This window comes from Methanobacterium sp., assembly GCA_039666455.1.
Classification (GTDB): Archaea; Methanobacteriota; Methanobacteria; order Methanobacteriales; family Methanobacteriaceae; genus Methanobacterium_D.
The window spans coordinates 1-19,359 of sequence record JAVSLW010000011.1 but is presented as its reverse complement, the minus strand read 5'-3'; the positions used below and the strand labels follow the sequence as shown (position 1 = coordinate 19,359).

The following is a 19,359-nucleotide window of genomic DNA, read 5'->3' as shown; positions in this document are numbered from 1 at the left end:
AAAATCACATTACTCTTTGATTATCTTAAGATGATTATGTTCCTTATAAAAGGATATTTTTCCATTTAAATTAATTTTTGAAGGAAAAATACCATAAACAGAGTCAAGTATTGCTTCACCAAGATTGAAATTAACAACATCTTTTAAGGCCACGTAAGGCGTTGTAATTCTGGAGTTTATTTCAACGATGTAAACAGCATCTCCTAAAATAACATCAACTCCTACGTAGCCTTTAAGACCCTTTATTGATTCAACTGCATGTTTTGCAAGCCTCTTTGCTTCAAAAGACATTTCATGTTCAAATGGAACTTCTCCACCACCGTAATTTACACAATTATCTCCAAATTCTATATTCTGTAAATTTAAGCTTAATGGAATTGCTTCCTCTCCATTACTAAGCAGGCTGACACTGGTAGAGACCCCTTCTACAAAATCCTGCAGTATAAAATAAGGGAGATTTGTTTGCATTGAACCCGCTGCTTTCTTTACCTCTTCTAATGACTTTACAATGCTAATTCCAGAACAGGAAACTCCATCTGCTGGTTTAACAATCTTTTTAGCATTATTAAAGGAGGACGTGTAATAATCTAATTCATCAAAAAATACTTTTTCTGTTTCTATGATTTTTACACGCTTTTTTAAAGCTTCATACATGAGGTATTTATCTGAACACACCTTTACTGCTTCCAAACTGGAACCAATTACTTCCACATTTTTTTTCTCAATCAGTTCAGTTATTTTATATAAAATAAAATCTTCTTCTGGAGCTATTAAAAGACATGCATCGTACGATTCGATATTCTCATTTAGCCAGTTCATTAAATCCCCTTTAATCCAAACAGGGTTGCAGTATTTACCTTCAAAATGAGAATTCTCAGATAGGAGATAATCAGCATTTTTAGATTTAAAGTCGTCTATAAGTCCTTCAAGCATTGCATATCCTTCTGCACATATAGAAGGATCATGTATGCCTGAAGCTGATGCATATTCCAGAATAAGTATTTTCAATTAACCAACCCGGTACAGTCTATTTTTTTAGTGAGAAATAGGACACAGTTTTCAGTTCTTTCCCTGTATCCCAAAGCTATTATTATAATTTCTGACTATTATCTCGTTTATTTCCCCTCTTCCCGAAGCATCACAGTTTATATGTCTTTTTGCAGGAACTCTTTCAATATTATAATTAGTATAAAGCTCATCGAAAAATTCATCATCAGGACCCTCATTTTTGGGATCAGAATTACTTAACATTAAATATGCACCGCGCTGATCCATTTCCTTAAAAAATTTAGCTAATCTAATCTGGTCTTCATCAACAAAGCCATCTTTAGCATAACTTGTAAAACTGGAAGTTTTGCTTAAAGGACGATAAGGCGGATCTAAATAAACAATGCTACCTTTTTCTATATATTTTTCTGATTCAGAGAAATCAGCACAGAATATTTCTGTATTTTTTAAAGCTATATTAACTTCTTTAATATTTTTAGCATCAGATATGGTAGGATTTTTATATTTTCCAAAGGGAACATTAAATTCTCCTTTCTTATTTTGACGGAAAAGGCCATTAAAACATGTTTTGTTTAAAAAAATAAGATAACTTGCTCTTTCTATCCATTCACCGCTGTAATTATGATAATCAAAATCATTCATCTGTAGATTATAGCTATCTCGAATGTTATAATAAAATTCTTTTCTATCATCTTCTGATTTTTTGAGATATTCTTTTTCCATCTGGCACAGTATCTCGATTAGTTCTTTGGAGTCATTTTGTATTGTTTTATAGCCAACTATCAGTTCAGGATTAATATCAAACAAAAAGGAAGTTTTCACATTAAAATTTCTCTTCAAGAAAAAGAACATTGCCCCTCCACCAGTAAAGGGTTCAATATAACTCTTAATCTTTCTATTTTTAGGTATAAAAGCTGGCAATCTCTTTTCAAATTCCGGTAATAATTGGGTTTTTCCACCAGCCCATTTTAAGAATGGTTTAGCACCAGTTACTTCACTATTTGATTCTGTGTTAAACAAAGTAGCCTGCATATAACTTACTCCAATAATATCTTTAGAAATAATAGATATTTAGCTTTACTCTTATTTAATGGAAGATTCATTTATTTAATACTATCAAAAAGTATCATCTTATCCTTTAAGTTAAAATTACTGTATGGAAACCGTACTTCTCCATTTTCAAAGACCATTCTAATTTCTAAATCCTTATTTTTCTTTTCAAATTCATTAACTGTAATATTTTCACAGATTTCAGCTATTTGGCGGTTTCTTATTTTCATAATATCTGAAGGTGAAATCATATTAAGTTTATTCTCTTTAAAAAGCTTTAAAATAGCATTCAAAATTTTTTTAGAGGAATCTCCCTGTCCATATGGATTTTTGGCTTTACTCATTTTAGAGTAAATTTCAGTGTTATTTAAAATATTTTTAACTGTATCCACTATTTTATCCTTTTTTGTACCTACAAGGACGTTTCCACCAGCTGTAACTGTTTCTGGACGTTCTGTATTGTATCTAAGAGTTGCACATGGAATATTTAAGGTAATAGCTTCTTCCTGTATTCCTCCAGAATCTGTCATTATAAATCTGGATTTTGAAAGTAAAAGTAAGAAATCAAGATAACCAAGAGGGTTTATAAGTTTAATATGAGCTGCATCTTCTATTATTTCAAGCAAATTGTATTTTTTAAGATTTTTAACTGTTCTTGGGTGTGCAGGGAATATTATAGTAAGATCATCAAGTTCTATTAATGCATCAACGATATTTTGAAGCCTCACTGGGTTATCAACATTTTCTGCCCGGTGAATGGTAAGAGTCAGTATTGTATCGTCTTCATTTATATCAAAAGGTATTTCAGATTTCTTCCGAGCAATTTCAAGGTTTCGTATGCAGCTATCTACAATTGTATTCCCAGTTATAAATATGTCTTTAGGGCTTATACCCGCAAAAAGTAAGTTAATGGCTGATTCTTCTGTTGGTACAAAGAACATTTTAGAACAGACATCTGCAACTTCTCTGTTTATCTCTTCAGGCATTGTTTTATCGTAGGATCTTAAACCCGCCTCTACATGACCTACAGGAATATGGAGCTTAGTTGAAACAAGAGCTCCAGAAAGCACTGCGTTAGTATCTCCCTGAACAAGGACTATATCTGGTTTTTCAGCCAGTAAAACCTGTTCTATACCTTTAATCATGTTGGCTGTTTGTTCCCCATGTGATCCAGAACCAACACCAATATTATGGTCAGGTTTTCTCAAGTTCAAATCAAGAAAAAATTGATCTGACATCTGGTGATCGTAGTGCTGTCCAGTGTGAATCAGGACATATTCAACATCCCTTTTTTCCATTTCATCAATTACTGGGGCGATTTTAATAATTTCTGGCCTTGTTCCTATTATAACAGCAATTTTTATAGTCATTACTGAAAATTATATTTCAAAGTTTATAAATTTAATTTAAAAATCAGAAGTTTATTAATGCCTCCTTCTTTGAGCCCTGTATTCATCTATAACTTCAAGAAACTTTTCTTCTTCTTCTTTTTTTCGTTTTTCCCTGATTTTAACTTTCCAATTTTCTATTTCTTCCTTTAAAATGCCTTTATCAATCACAGCAAACTCATCAATCATTTTCAGATTAATCTTATCTGCATCCAGCACAGGAACATTATTCCTTTCAAATTCTTCTTCTGCAGGGTGGGACATTTTATCTATGATTATTACGGCACTTATCTCTGTTTTTATAAGTAATGATGCTGTATGGGAACCGCCCCCTTCAGAACTGGATAAAAGAACCACATCTCCTTTTTTAATTTTCCAGTAGTCACAAGCAGCCTTTATTCCCTCTTTAGTGAATGATCCAATGATTTTTACAGGGACTGCTTTTTTGGATAACTCCTGTACTCTGATACTTTTTATTGAACGCATGTTTTCTTCAAGCTCTTCTCTAAGCTTTCTTTCATGATTATATTTTTCCTGGAGACCCTTTATAATTGATAACTTTGAAGCTATTTCTTTTTTTCTTAAAATATCCTTAGAATACTCATAATGAAGTTTTTCAATTTTACTTTCAAGGACTTTATTTTTATCTTTGTATTTATTCACTTCTTTTTTCAGGCGCTTATTTTTACGGTTTAAATATTTAATCTGGTTTTGCTGGGACTTTATCTTTTGTTTAAGTTTCCTGATAGCTTCAGTTCCTTTAAGCTTTTCCCCGTCGATGGAATCCATGCTATTTTCAATTTCAACAATTTGAGTTTCAAGATCTGCAGGTTTAATAATATCATCAATTGCTTTGGTTATGGGACGATCTCTAATTACCATGTTTTTTATCTCATCCACCTCATAGGGAGATAGCCTCAGTTTTTCTGTTCTTCTTTCAATTTGATTCAGTTTTTTCTGATAGTGTCTGTATGTTTTAATTGCTGCAGCAAGCGCATCTCTTTCATGGGCATTATCAGGGAATTTTAAAGAAGATATTTCATTTAAGTAACTGTCAACAAGTTCTGTCTTTGAACTTACGGTAAAAATCTTGCTTGGGGAATATATTTTAGAATTAAGGGATGATGCAAGTTTTTTAACCATTTTTGGAGGGGGATAAACATCTGTTGCAATTAAAACAGCTTTTCCATAACTTATAATGTGTTTTATTATTTCTGCTTTTGAAATTTCTTTAAAGCTTTTTGTAGAAATAACATTTCCTGATAAATCTAAAATCGCTATTCCTACAGTTAATCCTGGATCAAATCCCACTATTATCCATTTTTGGTTTCTTTCCTCTGTTTTAGAAGTTGAAAATAAATCCATGTTTTTAGCTTCTTCAATTTTGCCAATATTCTTATAAACCAGGTGATTTCCTCCTAACTTCACTTTTTTATTTGATATCGCAGATAATAAGATGTAAAGTGTTTTTTTAAAACTGCCACGTATATATTTATAAATTAATACAATTTATATTTATTTATGATCCCATTTATGATCCCCCCTGAAACTGTAATGTTTAGGAGGTTTAAGCTTGAAACTTAATGAATTTCAATACTTAATTTCTAAAATTAATTCTGGAGATTAAATATGAGCACTGAAAATAATGATTCAAACAATTATAACCACCTTGTTAATGAAAAAAGTCCATATCTAATCCAGCACGTTCATAATCCAGTTGACTGGTATCCCTGGAGTGATGAAGCATTTAAAAAAGCAACTAATGAAAATAAACCAATATTTTTATCCATAGGATATTCAACATGCCACTGGTGTCACGTTATGGCCCATGAATCCTTTGAAGATGAAGAAATCGGTCGTTTAATGAATGATACATTTGTTTCAATAAAGGTAGACCGCGAAGAAAGGCCAGATCTGGATAATATTTACATGACCGTCTGTCAACTGATGACTGGAAGTGGTGGATGGCCTTTAACAATTATCATGACTCCTGATAAAAAGCCGTTCTTTGCAGGTACATATTTTGCTAAAGAAAGCGGTTACGGGAGACAGGGACTTAAAGATCTTATTTTAAGTGTTAAAGAACTATGGAATACAAAGCCTGAAGAAATTTATGCTTCAGCTTTTCACTTATTTGATGCCCTCAAGAAGATTTCTGATACATCAGGAGATGAACTGAATAGAGATGTGCTTGATCGCTGCTATCAAAATCTTTCAACGAATTTTGATGAGATTTATGGAGGATTTGGGAAATCACCTAAATTTCCCACTGCCCACAATCTTTTATTTTTGCTGCGCTACTGGAAACGTTCCAAAAAGGATAGAGCTTTAAAAATGGTGACTGAAACTCTTGATTCAATGCGCAATGGAGGAATCTATGACCATATAGGCTCTGGTTTTCATCGATACTCTGTAGATCAGGAATGGCTGGTTCCACACTTTGAAAAAATGCTTTATGACCAGGCCATGATTTCAATGGCATTCATCGAAGCTTTCCAGGCAACTGGTGAAGAAAAATACAAAAATACTGCTTGTGAGATATTTGAATACGTTCTAAGAGATATGAAATCTCCAGAGGGCGGTTTTTATTCTGCAGAAGATGCTGATAGTGAAGGTGTGGAAGGAAAATTTTACGTTTGGACCAAAAAGGAAATAATGGATGTACTTGGAGAAGAAGATGGTAAATTTGCATCTAAAGTGTTTAACGTGACTGATGAAGGCAATTTTCAGGAAGAATCAGCAGGTAAAAAAACAGGGACAAATATACTGCATCTTGAAAACTCAGTTGAGGATATGGCTGAGATATTTGATATTTCAAAAGAAGAATTAGAAAAAAGAATAGAAAAAATCAGAAATAAATTGTTTAAGTATAGGAAAAAACGAATTCATCCACATAAAGATGATAAAGTACTCACAGACTGGAATGGACTAATGATTGCTTCACTTGCAAAGGGATCACAGGTATTTAAAGAAGAAAAATACTTGAAAGCTGCAGAAGAATCTGTAAATTTTATTATCAACAAAATGTGCAAAAAAACGCGTTTAGTGCACAGATTCAGGGAAGGAGAATCTGCAATCACCGGGAACCTTGATGATTATGCATTCATGATTTACGGGCTTTTAGAACTATTTGAGGCTTCATTTAACGTGAATTATCTTAAATCAGCATTATCACTTAATAAAACATTGCTGAATCATTTCTGGGATTTTGAAACTGGAGGCTTTTATTTTACTCCAGACGATGGTGAAGAATTACTTATAAGAAAAAAAGAAATATATGATGGTGCAGTACATTCTGGTAATTCAATTATGATGCTTAACCTGCTTAAACTTGCCCAGTTAACTGAAAATGAAGAATTTAAAAAAAGAGCAGAGGAGTTAGAGAGAGCATTTTCCGAGACAATACAAAAAATCCCGACAGGTTTTGCAGGGTTTCTGTGTGCACTTGATTTTAAAATAGGACCATCATATGAGATAGTAATTGCAGGAAAGAAAGGAGAAGATGAAACAGATAATTTCATCGATGTTCTTAGACAAAATTTCATTCCTAACAGAACTCTTGTTTTACGGGAGGATAATGAAAAAACTCCTGAACTAATAAAGGTTATTCCATCTCTTAAAACAAAAAAAATGGAACATAATCGTGCTACAGCTTACATTTGCTTAGAAGGTACTTGTAAATCCCCTACAAGTGACCTGAATACTTATTTAAAATTGTTAAATATAGAAACAGAGAAAACTGGAGAAAACTGAGATCTTTAAAAGATTTCCATTATTATTTAAAAGATAAAAATAATATATTATAAGAAATATTCCAGAACAATGCTTTAAGGGAGGATATGATGAAAGGAAAAATAATAGCTGCCAGATCAGAAGAAAAGATAGAAACTCCACTTCACAGACAGCTCAAACAATTTCAAAATAAAGAAGTTCATGTAGTGCAAAAAGACACTGAAACCAAAGAGGGACAGCTTTTAGCAATAGATAATTATCTAAATATTGCCATTCAAACTATAAATGGGATGGAGTTTGTAAAAGGAACTAAAATTTTGTATATCCAAATTAAAACATAATTATCTTTATATAATACTTTATTTTTACTATAAAAAGATTATAGTCTAAATTATCAGGATTAATCTTACGTCTATGGTAGGCAGAGAGGTGCAAGAACTCCTGAAGAAACAGAAATGCATGCAGTTCGTTTTAGAGACATCACAGGAGACCATGCAGTACTTTTTGCAGGAGACGGATGTTCTCGGCAAAAAAAGTGAGAAGGTTTAAGTCCCTTCTATTTTTCTATTGAAACATGGATACATGCGGCCAGAACATCATCATGTTTATGTTAACCCCGCCCAGCCCAACGGTGTTGTTTATCTGCAGTTTAATTGTTTTGTTGTCGAAGCCTTTTGTCTGTATATCCATGGAATTTGTGGTATTGTTGATTATTTCAAAGTTTGCAGGCTCAAAATTAACCCCACCAATATCAAAGAGGTTGTTTATTCTAAGCCCGGTTTTATCGTCGGGTAGAACTTGTATGGTAACCCCACCTAATTGAACCCTGGTAGAAATAGCTCCATTCTGCCTGATGTTAGGTCTTTCACCCTGGATCAGGAATCCACCTATGTTCGCATTTAAGTTGATCTGGTTAAAGGCAGTATCACCAATGAGTACCATGCCTCCACCGACATATTTGATGTTAGTGCTGAAGGTGTCTACTTTGGAGTTATTGGCCATTATTATAGAGATTCCTCCGGCTTTGGTGTCGAAGGTTCCGTTATAGGTGCATCTGTTGCCCAGGATCACATCTGCAGATCCACTGTCCATATTTGCATTGACATAAAGCACGTCCCCGACTTTATTGTAGGTTAGAGAGGCTGGTGTTGAGTTTTTATCCTGGCGTATGGTAATATCATATAGTGAGTCGCTTTTATTTTGGAATGAAACGCTATAACCTCCTGAATTTGAAGTGAAATTAAGATTAACATAATTTACTCCTGATAACTGTGAATCAAGAAGTTCATACTCTCTGGTCAATTCTTTTACTCTTTCCTGTTCTCCTGCTACTCCCGGATAACCAAATGCAGTTATGTAAACAGCCGTGCAAAAAGCCACCACCAGTATCACAATTACAACAATTCCCCAAAATCTTTTGCTTTCCATTGCTAAACCCCCAATATCAAGAGTATGGCTATTATTACCAGTGAAGGAACTCCAAAGCATGAAAGAAATGACTTCCCAATGCCTATTTTATGTTCTGCATTTACAGCGGCAACGGCAATTATCAGCATCCAAAACAGCATAACCACAAAAAGTAATGCCGATGAAAATATGGTAGTTGCCAGCATGATGGTCATGATTCCAAAGATCCATAAGATATAGGAAACAGAAGTAAATCCAAATAAACCAAATAGATTCGAAAAGCTTCCTTCTCCTTTGAAAGCAAATTTAGCCACCATATGGCTAATTCCAGCCCAGATCAGGATCTTTATCAGTCCAATTATTATGGCAATTATAGCCATCAATATCGGCAGGAAGGGCATTTTAATGGCTCCCGCAATCATTGCACCGAGCATTATTCCAAGAAACGCTGTAAAGAAAATAAAAATATATATACCCTTCAGTGCCTCATTTCCATCCAGTATTTTTTTAAATGTATTCTCAGGGGAGATCATGATCTCTGCAAGGTTATCAAAAAAACCCAGGTATTTTTCCATCAATTTAACCACCAGTACTTTATCTTTCTTTATTGTATGTATTTTTTTCGGTATAAATCCTGAGGAACATGCTCTTCTAAAAAAAGAAGTTTTGTGGATGTGCACGGCCTTTTATCATGAACTAAAAAATGAATTTTTCTACAGGGAAAGTTATGGAGAAATATTAAGCGTAAAATGTCTTAGGAGGTTAGAATGAGATTTATAGCTATCAAAAGGAAGTCAAAAAAATTTTGAAGTAAATAACGACAAAGTTTATATACTCGTATCTTAAGAGAATTCTTGTTTATTAAATTTTTGTTATTAATTTTTTTACAAATATACAGTTGGGATCAGATATAAAATTAGGTATAAAATTAAAATTTAGTTAAAATTAAGATAAAATCAAGACAAATCTGGTTAGATATTAAGAATTTATGTCACAGAATATTAAATATATCACAAAATATTAAAAATCAATTGTTTATTTCAGGTAGTGATAACAAATGGCAGGAATAGTAGGATATGGGGTTTATATACCTTCATATAGAATAAAAGTTGAAGAAATAGCCAGAGTATGGGGAGACGATCCAGATGCTATTTCAAGAGGACTCGTTGTACAGGAAAAGTCTGTTCCAGCTCCAGATGAGGACACTGCAACTATTTCAGTAGAAGCAGCAAGATATGCAATCACCAGATCAATGATAGACTCTCAAAAGATCGGGGCAGTTTATATTGGGTCAGAATCACATCCTTATGCTGTAAAACCTACAGCAACCATTGTTGCAGAAGCAGTTGGTGCAGCACCTCATATGACATCAGCAGATTTAGAATTTGCATGTAAAGCTGGAACAGCAGGAATACAGATTTGTATGGGGCTTGTAGATTCCGGAATTATTGATTATGGATTAGCTGTTGGTGCAGATACAGCACAGGGTGCTCCAGGGGATGCCTTAGAATACACAGCATCAGCAGGAGGAGCTGCTTACGTAATTGGAAAGGATAACACCATTGCAGACTTTGAAGGGACATACAGTTTCACATCAGATACCCCAGATTTCTACAGAAGAGAAGGAAGGCCGTATCCAAGGCACGGCGGGAGATTTACAGGAGAACCTGCCTACTTCAAACATGTATTATCTGCAGCTAAAGGGATGTTTGAAAAAATGGGAACTGATGCATCAGATTATGATCATGCAGTTTTTCACCAGCCTAACGGTAAATTCTACCTCAAAGCTGCAAAAAAACTTGGGTTTAACAATAAACAGTTAAAAACAGGACTTTTAACTCCAGTTATAGGAAATACTTATTCTGGTGCAACTCCACTTGGACTGGCAGCTATTCTTGATATAGCAAAACCTGGAGATAAAATTCTTGCAGTATCTTATGGATCAGGTGCAGGTAGTGATGCATTCAGCATAACTGTTAATGACCGTGTAGAAGAAAGAAGAGATCACGCACCAACAGTCACAGAACTTATAGCAAACAAAAATTATGTTGATTATGCCACATATGCTAAATTTAAAGGCAAATTGAAAATGGCTTAAGAGGGATTTAAATGAGAGATGTTGCAATTATTGGAGTTTCACAGACAAAATTTGGAGAACTCTGGGATGAATCATTTAGAGATTTAATAACAACTGCAGGAATAAAAGCTGTTGAGGATGCAAACATTGAAGGAGCAGATTTAGATGCAATGTACATTGGAAATATGTCTGCAGGTCTTTTTATACAGCAGGAACATATAGCGTCCCTAATAGCAGATCATGCAGGACTAACACCAATACCCTGCGCTCGTGTTGAAGCAGCATGCGCATCTGGCGGATTGGCACTTAGAAACAGTATAATGGCTGTTGCATCAGGATACCATGACATAGTAATTTCAGCAGGAGTTGAAAAGATGACTGATGTTGTAGATCCAACTCCTGCTATTGCCACAGCTTCAGATCAGGAATGGGAAGCACAGCAGGGTATTACATTCCCTTCACTTTACGCCATGATGGCAAGAAGACACATGTACGAGTATGGAACAACAAGAGAACAGTTAGCAATGGTTTCAGTTATAAATCATCAAAACGGTGCTAAAAATCCTCTTGCTCAGTTTCCAATGGAAATTTCAGTAGATACTGTACTGAATTCTACAGTGGTAGCAGATCCACTTAGACTTCTGGACTGTTCACCAGTAAGTGATGGTGCAGCAGCAGTAATTTTATGCCCTGCAGAAGACGCTAAGAAATACACAGACACACCAATATATGTTAAAGCTTCAACACAGGCTTCTGGAAGTATTGCATTACATGATAGAAAAGATTTGACCACAATTGATGCTACAGTACATGCAGTAAGAAATGCGTACAAAATGACAGGCCTTGAACCAAAAGATATCGATGCAGTAGAAGTTCACGATTGTTTCTCTATTAATGGATTACTGGCTATAGAAGACCTTGGATTTGTGGAAAAAGGAAAAGGCGGAACAGCCATTGAAGAAGGTATGACAAGGTTAGACGGTAAAATACCGGTAAATCCATCTGGAGGACTTAAATCCAGAGGACATCCATTAGGAGCTACTGGAATTGCCCAGGCAGCTGAAATCGTGTGGCAGCTAAGAGGAGAAGCAGGTAAAAGACAGGTTGAAGGTGCTGAAATAGGCATGACTCATAATATCGGAGGAACCGGCGGAACAGCCGTCGTGCACATATTATCAAACTAAATTATTTAATCTGATTATCAATGAATTGTTTGAGAGATACTGCAATTCCATTAGCATTGGTATGAAATACTGATGATAATATCCCCACTACCTTTCCATTTTGAATTACAGGCGATCCGCTGTCTCCTGGAAGTGGAAGTGTCCTGAATGAAAATGAAAGATAATGATAAGTCTTACCTATGGTCATAATGTTACAGGGATTTTTAAAATTTCCTTTAAGAGTATATGCAGGCCCTATTTCCGGGTTTCCCATCTTTGAAAACTCCAGAACATGCTCTGGAGCGTGAATTTCAATCACTGCCAGGTCATAATTTATTAATAACTCAATTAAACAACCAGTAATTGAAATATATTTAAAAGCTTTAATATATTATTTTAATATGTTATTTTGAACCGACATCACCCCTATACAAAATATAAACTCCTGCTATCATTAAAATACCAAAAAATAGTTGTAAGACCGTTAAAGGCTCACCCAGCACCCAAAACGCAGTTATAGCCCCAAATAATGAACTAAGGGAAAATATTGACCCTGTACGGGTCGACCCAATAAATCGGATTGCAAAATAAATTAAAGGCAGTGAAAAGCTTAGACAAACAAGTCCTATGAAAAGTAAAAGAGGTACTTTATCTGAAGGTAAAGTAAAGCTCAATCCCATGATTAATGAAACTATAAACAGAATAGAGCCGCCGATTAATGTCTTTAAAGCTGTTATAAATATTATATTTCTTTTAAAACTTAAAAATTTGCTTAAAATTGTGTCCATGCTCCAGAAAAAGGATGCTGAGATAACAAGAATGCTTCCAAACAAAGTCTGGTTAAAATACAGGTTTTGAAGGTTATTTGTGCTTAAAAAGACAGCGCCTATTAATAAAAAAGCAAATCCAATAAAATCCTTCTTCCAAACCTTTTCTTTCAGGAAAAGTACACCTAAAATGACAATAAATATTATTCCTGCATTAGCCAGAAAAGCAGCATTTACTGCAGTAATTATAAATAAACCATTTAAATATAACGCAGGAGCAATTAATGAGCCAAAAACTGCGGTTAAAAACAATATTAAATACTCTCTTCGTGTAATATAATTTTCTACCTCACTTTTTTGGTTTATGAAGTCCAGTATTATCTCTCTAAGGGGAGAAAAGTTTATTATAAATAGAAATGCTGACGCAATAAGATAGGTCAATGATGCAAGGGTGAAAGGATGTAGATACCCAAGCAAAGTCTTATCCAGCGAAAACCAGACACCAAAAAGAAGAGCTACTGTTAATGCACTGATATATCCCCACGCACGATTCATTTTTAGCCAATCCTTCTATAATTGATAAATTTGCTACTTTTATTTTAATCTTTCTGTTGTACTCCTAAATTAGTATTTTTAATATAAGGAATTAAATGTGAAAACTTTAAAATGTAAACTATTTTTTACAAAATCCAAACATTTATATAAAATGTAATATATTTTTTACATGGAGGAATTGAATGATAATTGCAAAACCAGAATGGTTTGGAAGAAGAAAATATGGAGGGTGGGGAGTGAACATAAAAACATGGCAAGGTGCCGTTTATTTAGCAGGGATGTTTTTACTGTTAATTATACTTCAGCTAATCCCTAATTTATCCACAGAAACTCGATTAATCATTACTGGGGTCGGGATGGCTTTTTTACTTGTAGATTTAGTGGATATAATGTGGAAACTTGAAAAAGATGAAAGAGAACGAATACACGAAGCAATTGCCGAAAGAAATGCTGCGTGGGGAATGATGCTTGTTCTTGTAGTTGGAGTTTTCATTGAACTTATGTACAATGCACTAAAGCAGGAAATTTATGTAAATCCATTTATTATAGCTGCTTTAGTTGTGGGAGTGATAATAAAATCCATAACAAACTATAAGCTTGAAAAAGAGAATTAATGGAAAATTAAACCCCACTGATCTTATGAAAACTAAAATTAAGGAATATAGAAAAGAACTAAAAATGACTCAAGAGGAGTTAGCAGAATCTGTAAATGTAACCAGACAGACAATTATATCTCTGGAACAGGGCCGATATAATCCTTCTCTTATTCTTGCTTATAAAATAACCCGGGCATTAAAAAGAAGATTTATTGAAGAAGTTTTTGATCTTGAAAAAATAGAAATCAAATAATTGATCGTATTAATTAACTAAATAATGCAAATATTTATATAATAAGAAACTATTTGAATTTATTATATGTTCGGGGGCGTGAAATGAGTATTTACAAACTATCATTTAAAAATCTTAAAAGAAGAAAGCTTAGAAGTGCTCTAACAATGTTAGGGATTGTAATTGGGGTGACAGCTTTAGTAGTTCTTATGGGTCTTGGCTCAGGAATGACTTCTTATATGAAGGAACAAACTGAATCAATAATGGGCGATGTATCCATAATGAACAGCTCTGCAGCAGCATTCATGGGACCCACAGGCGATTCATACTTAAATAACCAGACAGTGGCTCAAATAAAGAATATGAACCAGCTTTATGACATTAAAGAGGAAACGCAGTTTACAACAGATATAAATCGTATGCCTGTGATTGTAGTTGGAATGAGTGACTGGAATCAGATAAAAATTAATGGAACACCTGGTACCGTCATTAGTAAATCCCTGACAGATGCTTTTGGATACAAAATAGGGAGTAATATAACCATTAAAGACCAGAAATTTGCTGTAACAGGCATAACTCACGAAGGCGGACTTGGAATGGGCCTTGTGTTTTTAGATATTGGTAAAGCACTCCCATTGAATGATAATAAAGTGTCAAGTATCACCGCAAATACTAAAGAAGACCCTGAAACTGTAAAAAAAGAGATAGAATCACAGGTGAAGGGAACAGCTGTATTTACAAAATCAGATTACACCAAACAGATTGATGACATGATGAGTGGAATAATGCTCTTTGTGGGACTAATTGCAAGCATAGCGCTTCTTGTTGGAGTTATAAGTATTATTAACATCATGCTGGTTAATGTATCAGAAAGAACAAAAGAAATTGGAGTGCTAAAAGCAATAGGATTTACAAACAGAGAAATATTAGGGAGCATACTTACAGAAGCTGGTCTTTTAGGATTTATAGCATCAATAGTGGGTGTGATTGTGGCTGCCATTTTAATACAAACTGGAATCATATTATTTGCTCAGGAATTGGGTATGGACGGTATCACCATTGTTCAAATGCTTCCTTTATGGTTAATTACAGGAGTAATTGGTGGTGCCACAATTTTAAGCGTTTTAGCAGGCCTGTACCCTGCATGGAGAGCGTCCAGATTAAATGTTGTGGAGGCGTTAAGATATGATTAATACAGTGCTTGAATTTAACGATGTGTGGAAAACTTACAAAATGGGGTCAGAAGAGGTAAATGCACTGCGCGGTGTTAATTTAACTATAAAAAGAGGATCATTTATAGCCATAATGGGCCCTTCAGGTTCAGGTAAATCTACACTGCTTCATCTAGCAGGAATTTTAGATATGCCCACAGATGGAACGGTTTTAATTAATGGAAAAAATATCAAAGATTATTCTGGAAAAGAGCAGGCAAAACAAAGACGCTCTGATATTGGATTTATATTTCAGAGATTCAACTTAATGCCTCAGCTTACAGCCCTTGAAAATGTGATGCTTCCCATGATTTCTCCCGATGCAAAGAAGGCTAAAATGCTCCTGGACAAAGTAGGATTACAGGATAAGTATAAGAGGTTTCAAAGACAACTTTCTGGAGGAGAACAGCAAAGAGTTGCAATCGCACGTGCTCTTGCAAATGACCCTGCTCTTTTACTTGCTGATGAACCTACAGGAGAGCTTGATACTGAAAATACAAAACTAATAATGGAATTACTCAGAAATCTCAACAAAAAAGAGGGATTAACCATTGTAGCTGTGACCCATAACCCGTTGGCTGCAGAATACGCAGAAGAAGTAATTAAAATGCAGGATGGAAATATAATCTAAAGAATCTAATACATTACTATCTGATATTACCATGCAGGGTGTTTTTTTGTCATGGAAGCTAATCTTTTTTACTTAATAGTTCTTTTAATCACCGGTGCAGGAATAGGATTCGCTTCCGGCCTTTTAGGAATTGGCGGCGGATTTATTATGGTTCCCATTCAATACTGGCTCTTAACTTCCATGGGAATTGACCCCACAATTGCCATAAGAGTTTCTTTAGGCACAAGCCTTGCGGTAATACTTCCAACTGCATTAAGCAGTGCTTATGGTCACTACAGAAAAAATGCGGTTTTGCTCAAACCAGCAGCGTACTTAGCCGTTACAGGGATTATGGGAGGGATTATGGGAGGCACTATTGCTTCTAATGTTCCCGGAGATGTTTTAACATTTGTTTTTGGTGCTGCTGCATTAATAGCTGCAGTTTGGATGATAATATCTATAAAAAGTAAGGTCAATGGAAAACCAAAAACCAGTACCCTTTATTATATTGCAGGAGGCCTTTTTGTTGGGTTAATGTCTGGACTTCTTGGGGTTGGTGGAGGTTTTATAATCGTGCCTTTTATGGTTATTCTCATGAAATATGGTATACATAAATCCATTGGAACATCTACTGCAGTGATAGTGTTTACTTCAACTGGAGGTATCATTTCTTATGTTTTTAATGGCATAGGAGTCTATGGATTACCTCCTTACTCATTAGGATACGTTAATTTACTTCAGTTTGCAATTTTAGCCTGTACAAGTATTCCAATAGCCCAGTTAGGAGTTAAAATATCCCATAATCTTCCTTCAAAACAATTGAATTATATTTTTACAATTATACTTATCTACGTGGGCTTAAAAATGATGGGAATAATTCCGGGAATAATTTAATTTTAAATAAAGTGGAAGCTTAAATAAACAGTAAATGGAGGTAATTAAATTAAAAAGGAATGATAATAACTTTAAAAATGAAATATTTAATAAATCTCCTATTGGGATTCTCTATTTAAAAGTGAAGAGAAATACAGGCAGTGGTTTGAGGATGATTTGACCGGTGACTTCATTGCAACCATTGAAGGAAAAATTCTTGAATGTAACCCTGCGTTTATGGAAATATATGGCTTTGATAGGCGTGAAAAAGCTCTTAAATGGAATATTTCAGAGTCCAACCCCTTTGATTGGCCGTATATAGTTACTCGTTTAAAAAAGGAGCGTAAGATTCAGGGTTTTCAAAGCTGGCAGCGGAGGTCTGACGGTATGAGAATTCATGTTATTGCCAATGTAGTGGGAATTTTTAATGGTTCCACTGAGCTTATACAGATTAAAGGTTATGTTTTTGATGACACTGAACGCAAAAAGGCTGAGGATGAACTTGCTCGAAGTAAAATTCAGATAAAAGAAATTTTAGATAGCATTAAGGATGGTTTTATGGCTTTAAATCACCAGTGGTACATTATTTACATAAATAAACGTGCCAGAGAATATTTTGGTGTTGAAGTTGAGGGTCTTATCGGACAAAACATCTGGGAAAGATTTCCTGAACTTACGGGGACCATTTACGAAAAAAAATTGCGTTGGGCAATGGAAATGCGGGAAATTCAGCATTTTGAGGCTCAAGATATCCATATGCCCAGTTAATGGTTTGATTTCAGTGTTTATCCATTTTCAGAAGGCATCTCTGTCTTCTGGCGAGATATAACAAAGCATTAAAGGATGGAAAATAATAGAAAAATACTGAAAATAGACTTTGAATGTCACAGGTTATTCAGCTACCCAAAGGTTTATATATAATGGGCCTGAAAGTAGGATATGCGGCGTTAGTCCAGTCTGGTTAAGACTCTGGCCTGCCACGCCAGTGACCCGGGTTCAAATCCCGGACGCCGCATTGCGGCTGTAGTCTAGTCTGGTTAGGACTTGGGCCTTCCAAGCCTACGACCCGGGTTCAAATCCCGGCAGCCGCATTTTTATATGATCAGCTTATTTTCAGATCTTAATAGATAAATTCTTTTTGTTATTATTAATTACTGGGAAACAAGTATTTCAGCTGCTACTAACCTGCAGATATCTGTTTTAGTTATTACTCCTACAGGTTTTCCATTTTCCAGGACTAATAAACCAGATACATCTGCTCTTAACATTAAATTAGCAGCATTTTCTATTTTATCATCAGCATCAATGGTAATTATGTTTTCTGACATTATTTCACTGATTTTTAAATTACCAGATTCCCTGGTACTGGGTCTCAAAGATCCAAGCACACCTACAAGATCAAGATAGGATATTACACCAACAGGAGTTTCGTTATCCATAACAAAAAGTCTTCTAATACCCTTTCTGTACATTTTTTCAAATGCTTCAAGGGGACTTGTATCCGGACTGATCGATATAACCCCCTGATTCATTGCCTCTCTAACTTCCATTCAATCACTCCTTTTTTCTATTAAATAGTAATTGTTTTTCAACTTAATATATTTGATATCCTAAATTGAGACTTCCCAGATGATGGAGTAACACTGAAATTAAATATCACACTTTCAAAAATTATTATTAAGTTTTTTGTTCTCATAGAACAATATTGTCCACAAAGGACAAAGTTTAAATACTACAAATATCATGAAAGTGTATTATATCATATTATATATGAAAATAATATGTGCAAATATTGTTTGGCAAGCACAATATTGTCTTACCACAACAACATTTAAATACCATAAAATAGTATGATAATATTAAATTAATAATAGGAGGGAAAGATGTGATGAGAATCAGTATGTCACTACCAAAAAAGTTGTTAAACGAATTTGATGGGGTTTTAAAAGACAGAGGATACCAATCCAGGTCAAAAGGTATCAGAGATGCATTAAAAGACTATATTGTAAGGTACCAGTGGATGAACGAGATGCAGGGAGAAAGAATTGGAATAATTGCTGTAATATACGACCACCACTACACTGGAGTAATGGAAGACCTTACAGAAATACAGCACGACTACAAAGATTTCATTAATGCAGTTATGCACGTACACATGACAGATACACACTGTCTTGAAGTAATAGTTGTTAAAGGCGATGTTAAATACATCAGAGCACTTTCAGAGAAAATAATGAGATTGAAAGGTGTAGAACACGTACGTTTAACCAGTACTGCCCTTGGAAAATCATTAGATCTCGATAAAGCCAGTGCCAGAAGTACTATTTCACCATAAGCAATTTTTGTTAGTACAGACATCATCTAACAATGACTTTAGAGAGCCTGATAATCAGTGATGATCAGTATGTGCGCTTCAAAACAGCCTGTAGTGGATTTAAGTTCACTAAAAAATGAAATGCGCACAACACCATATCATTTTAATCTTTTATCTGACAAGGAAAGGTTAAAAGCTTTTCACGAAGCAATAATGGAAAAGGCCACCGAAAATTCCTACGGAATTTTCGATGCATCAAAATCGGAGATTTTGAAGGCCGTCAAACACGAAGTGTTTGGGCAGTCAAAATCGGAGATTTTGAAGGCCGTCAAACACGAAGTGTTTGGGCAGTCAAAATCGGAGATTTTGAAGGCCG

Annotated in this window: 21 protein-coding genes, 2 tRNA genes and 1 pseudogene; 15 read left to right on the top strand and 9 right to left on the bottom strand. The window is 34.7% G+C overall.

Translation table 11 applies throughout. The features are described 5' to 3' along the window. Positions 1-9: 9 nt before the first annotated feature. The 4 genes from PQ963_03700 to PQ963_03685 form a co-directional block, all read right to left on the bottom strand. The gene (locus PQ963_03700) at positions 10-1,008 is read right to left on the bottom strand and encodes an ATP-grasp domain-containing protein (protein MEN4028769.1); all 999 of its coding nucleotides are present in this window, start codon (positions 1,006-1,008) and stop codon (positions 10-12) included. Between the two features lie 51 nt (positions 1,009-1,059). After that, positions 1,060-2,040: a DNA adenine methylase gene (locus PQ963_03695; GenBank protein ID MEN4028768.1), complete on the bottom strand. Its 981-nt coding sequence runs from the start codon at positions 2,038-2,040 to the stop codon at positions 1,060-1,062. Between the two features lie 71 nt (positions 2,041-2,111). After that, the gene (wecB, locus tag PQ963_03690) at positions 2,112-3,422 is read right to left on the bottom strand and encodes a UDP-N-acetylglucosamine 2-epimerase (non-hydrolyzing) (GenBank protein ID MEN4028767.1); all 1,311 of its coding nucleotides are present in this window, start codon (positions 3,420-3,422) and stop codon (positions 2,112-2,114) included. A gap of 60 nt (positions 3,423-3,482) precedes the next feature. After that, entirely contained in the window at positions 3,483-4,874 is a 1,392-nt protein-coding gene (locus PQ963_03685; GenBank protein MEN4028766.1) for a DUF460 domain-containing protein, read from the bottom strand. 201 nt (positions 4,875-5,075) lie between these two features. On the opposite strand from PQ963_03685, the gene PQ963_03680 reads away from it, so the two are divergent. The 3 genes and pseudogenes from PQ963_03680 (at position 5,076) to PQ963_03670 (ending at position 7,696) form a co-directional block, all read left to right on the top strand. After that, a complete protein-coding gene (locus PQ963_03680) occupies positions 5,076-7,199 on the top strand; it encodes a thioredoxin domain-containing protein (protein MEN4028765.1) in 2,124 nt (707 codons plus the stop codon). A gap of 89 nt (positions 7,200-7,288) precedes the next feature. Further along, the gene (locus PQ963_03675; GenBank protein MEN4028764.1) at positions 7,289-7,519 is read left to right on the top strand and encodes an LSM domain-containing protein; all 231 of its coding nucleotides are present in this window, start codon (positions 7,289-7,291) and stop codon (positions 7,517-7,519) included. 69 nt (positions 7,520-7,588) lie between these two features. Beyond that, positions 7,589-7,696: pseudogene (locus PQ963_03670) on the top strand (4-hydroxy-tetrahydrodipicolinate reductase). 46 nt (positions 7,697-7,742) lie between these two features. Here PQ963_03670 and PQ963_03665 read toward each other — a convergent pair. Beyond that, positions 7,743-8,606 (bottom strand): hypothetical protein, encoded by an 864-nt coding sequence (locus PQ963_03665; protein MEN4028763.1) that lies wholly within the window; start codon positions 8,604-8,606, stop codon positions 7,743-7,745. Positions 8,607-8,608: 2 nt separating this feature from the next. Next, on the bottom strand, positions 8,609-9,160 hold the full coding sequence (locus PQ963_03660; protein ID MEN4028762.1) for a YIP1 family protein: 552 nt from the start codon (positions 9,158-9,160) through the stop codon (positions 8,609-8,611). A 482-nt stretch (positions 9,161-9,642) separates the two neighbouring features. Between PQ963_03660 and PQ963_03655 the strand changes: the two genes are divergently transcribed. After that, complete coding sequence (locus PQ963_03655) at positions 9,643-10,683, top strand: hydroxymethylglutaryl-CoA synthase (GenBank protein ID MEN4028761.1); 1,041 nt, start codon at positions 9,643-9,645, stop codon at positions 10,681-10,683. A gap of 11 nt (positions 10,684-10,694) precedes the next feature. Beyond that, entirely contained in the window at positions 10,695-11,846 is a 1,152-nt protein-coding gene (locus tag PQ963_03650) for a thiolase domain-containing protein (protein MEN4028760.1), read from the top strand. 1 nt (position 11,847) lies between these two features. On the opposite strand, the gene PQ963_03645 is transcribed toward PQ963_03650, so the two are convergent. Continuing rightward, positions 11,848-12,144: a hypothetical protein gene (locus tag PQ963_03645; protein ID MEN4028759.1), complete on the bottom strand. Its 297-nt coding sequence runs from the start codon at positions 12,142-12,144 to the stop codon at positions 11,848-11,850. Between the two features lie 85 nt (positions 12,145-12,229). Further along, the gene (locus PQ963_03640) at positions 12,230-13,147 is read right to left on the bottom strand and encodes a DMT family transporter (GenBank protein MEN4028758.1); all 918 of its coding nucleotides are present in this window, start codon (positions 13,145-13,147) and stop codon (positions 12,230-12,232) included. 182 nt (positions 13,148-13,329) lie between these two features. Here PQ963_03640 and PQ963_03635 point away from each other — a divergent pair, with 182 nt between their 5' ends. From PQ963_03635 to PQ963_03600, 8 genes are all read left to right on the top strand, one after another. Then, complete coding sequence (locus PQ963_03635) at positions 13,330-13,761, top strand: hypothetical protein (GenBank protein MEN4028757.1); 432 nt, start codon at positions 13,330-13,332, stop codon at positions 13,759-13,761. A 25-nt stretch (positions 13,762-13,786) separates the two neighbouring features. Then, the gene (locus PQ963_03630) at positions 13,787-13,996 is read left to right on the top strand and encodes a helix-turn-helix transcriptional regulator (protein MEN4028756.1); all 210 of its coding nucleotides are present in this window, start codon (positions 13,787-13,789) and stop codon (positions 13,994-13,996) included. 83 nt (positions 13,997-14,079) lie between these two features. Beyond that, a complete protein-coding gene (locus PQ963_03625) occupies positions 14,080-15,168 on the top strand; it encodes an FtsX-like permease family protein (protein MEN4028755.1) in 1,089 nt (362 codons plus the stop codon). After that, positions 15,161-15,817 (top strand): ABC transporter ATP-binding protein, encoded by a 657-nt coding sequence (locus PQ963_03620; GenBank protein ID MEN4028754.1) that lies wholly within the window; start codon positions 15,161-15,163, stop codon positions 15,815-15,817. Before PQ963_03625 ends, PQ963_03620 begins: the two co-directional genes overlap by 8 nt. A gap of 51 nt (positions 15,818-15,868) precedes the next feature. Beyond that, positions 15,869-16,690 carry a sulfite exporter TauE/SafE family protein gene (locus tag PQ963_03615; GenBank protein ID MEN4028753.1) on the top strand — a complete coding sequence of 274 codons (822 nt, stop codon included), beginning with the start codon at positions 15,869-15,871 and terminating at the stop codon, positions 16,688-16,690. A 93-nt stretch (positions 16,691-16,783) separates the two neighbouring features. Beyond that, complete coding sequence (locus PQ963_03610; protein MEN4028752.1) at positions 16,784-17,437, top strand: PAS domain-containing protein; 654 nt, start codon at positions 16,784-16,786, stop codon at positions 17,435-17,437. 173 nt (positions 17,438-17,610) lie between these two features. After that, a tRNA-Gly gene (locus tag PQ963_03605) sits at positions 17,611-17,684 on the top strand. Positions 17,685-17,686: 2 nt separating this feature from the next. After that, positions 17,687-17,760: transfer RNA gene (locus tag PQ963_03600), tRNA-Gly, on the top strand. 60 nt (positions 17,761-17,820) lie between these two features. On the opposite strand, the gene PQ963_03595 is transcribed toward PQ963_03600, so the two are convergent. Continuing rightward, complete coding sequence (locus PQ963_03595) at positions 17,821-18,219, bottom strand: CBS domain-containing protein (GenBank protein ID MEN4028751.1); 399 nt, start codon at positions 18,217-18,219, stop codon at positions 17,821-17,823. 338 nt (positions 18,220-18,557) lie between these two features. Between PQ963_03595 and nikR the strand changes: the two genes are divergently transcribed. Together nikR and PQ963_03585 are read left to right on the top strand one after the other, a co-directional pair. Beyond that, a complete protein-coding gene (nikR, locus tag PQ963_03590) occupies positions 18,558-19,004 on the top strand; it encodes a nickel-responsive transcriptional regulator NikR (protein ID MEN4028750.1) in 447 nt (148 codons plus the stop codon). Between the two features lie 69 nt (positions 19,005-19,073). Then, positions 19,074-19,359: hypothetical protein (locus PQ963_03585; GenBank protein ID MEN4028749.1), on the top strand; the 286-nt coding region annotated here is incomplete at its 3' end.

Coding starts and splice junctions, on each gene's coding strand:
- PQ963_03625 (MEN4028755.1), top strand. CDS start 14,080: ATGAGTATTTACAAACTATCATTTAAAAATCTTAAAAGAAGAAAGCTT.
- PQ963_03665 (MEN4028763.1), bottom strand. CDS start 8,606: ATGGAAAGCAAAAGATTTTGGGGAATTGTTGTAATTGTGATACTGGTG.
- PQ963_03680 (MEN4028765.1), top strand. CDS start 5,076: ATGAGCACTGAAAATAATGATTCAAACAATTATAACCACCTTGTTAAT.
- PQ963_03615 (MEN4028753.1), top strand. CDS start 15,869: ATGGAAGCTAATCTTTTTTACTTAATAGTTCTTTTAATCACCGGTGCA.
- PQ963_03630 (MEN4028756.1), top strand. CDS start 13,787: ATGAAAACTAAAATTAAGGAATATAGAAAAGAACTAAAAATGACTCAA.
- PQ963_03655 (MEN4028761.1), top strand. CDS start 9,643: ATGGCAGGAATAGTAGGATATGGGGTTTATATACCTTCATATAGAATA.
- PQ963_03640 (MEN4028758.1), bottom strand. CDS start 13,147: ATGAATCGTGCGTGGGGATATATCAGTGCATTAACAGTAGCTCTTCTT.
- PQ963_03635 (MEN4028757.1), top strand. CDS start 13,330: ATGATAATTGCAAAACCAGAATGGTTTGGAAGAAGAAAATATGGAGGG.
- PQ963_03620 (MEN4028754.1), top strand. CDS start 15,161: ATGATTAATACAGTGCTTGAATTTAACGATGTGTGGAAAACTTACAAA.
- nikR (MEN4028750.1), top strand. CDS start 18,558: ATGAGAATCAGTATGTCACTACCAAAAAAGTTGTTAAACGAATTTGAT.
- PQ963_03675 (MEN4028764.1), top strand. CDS start 7,289: ATGAAAGGAAAAATAATAGCTGCCAGATCAGAAGAAAAGATAGAAACT.
- PQ963_03650 (MEN4028760.1), top strand. CDS start 10,695: ATGAGAGATGTTGCAATTATTGGAGTTTCACAGACAAAATTTGGAGAA.
- PQ963_03595 (MEN4028751.1), bottom strand. CDS start 18,219: ATGGAAGTTAGAGAGGCAATGAATCAGGGGGTTATATCGATCAGTCCG.
- PQ963_03660 (MEN4028762.1), bottom strand. CDS start 9,160: ATGGAAAAATACCTGGGTTTTTTTGATAACCTTGCAGAGATCATGATC.
- PQ963_03695 (MEN4028768.1), bottom strand. CDS start 2,040: ATGCAGGCTACTTTGTTTAACACAGAATCAAATAGTGAAGTAACTGGT.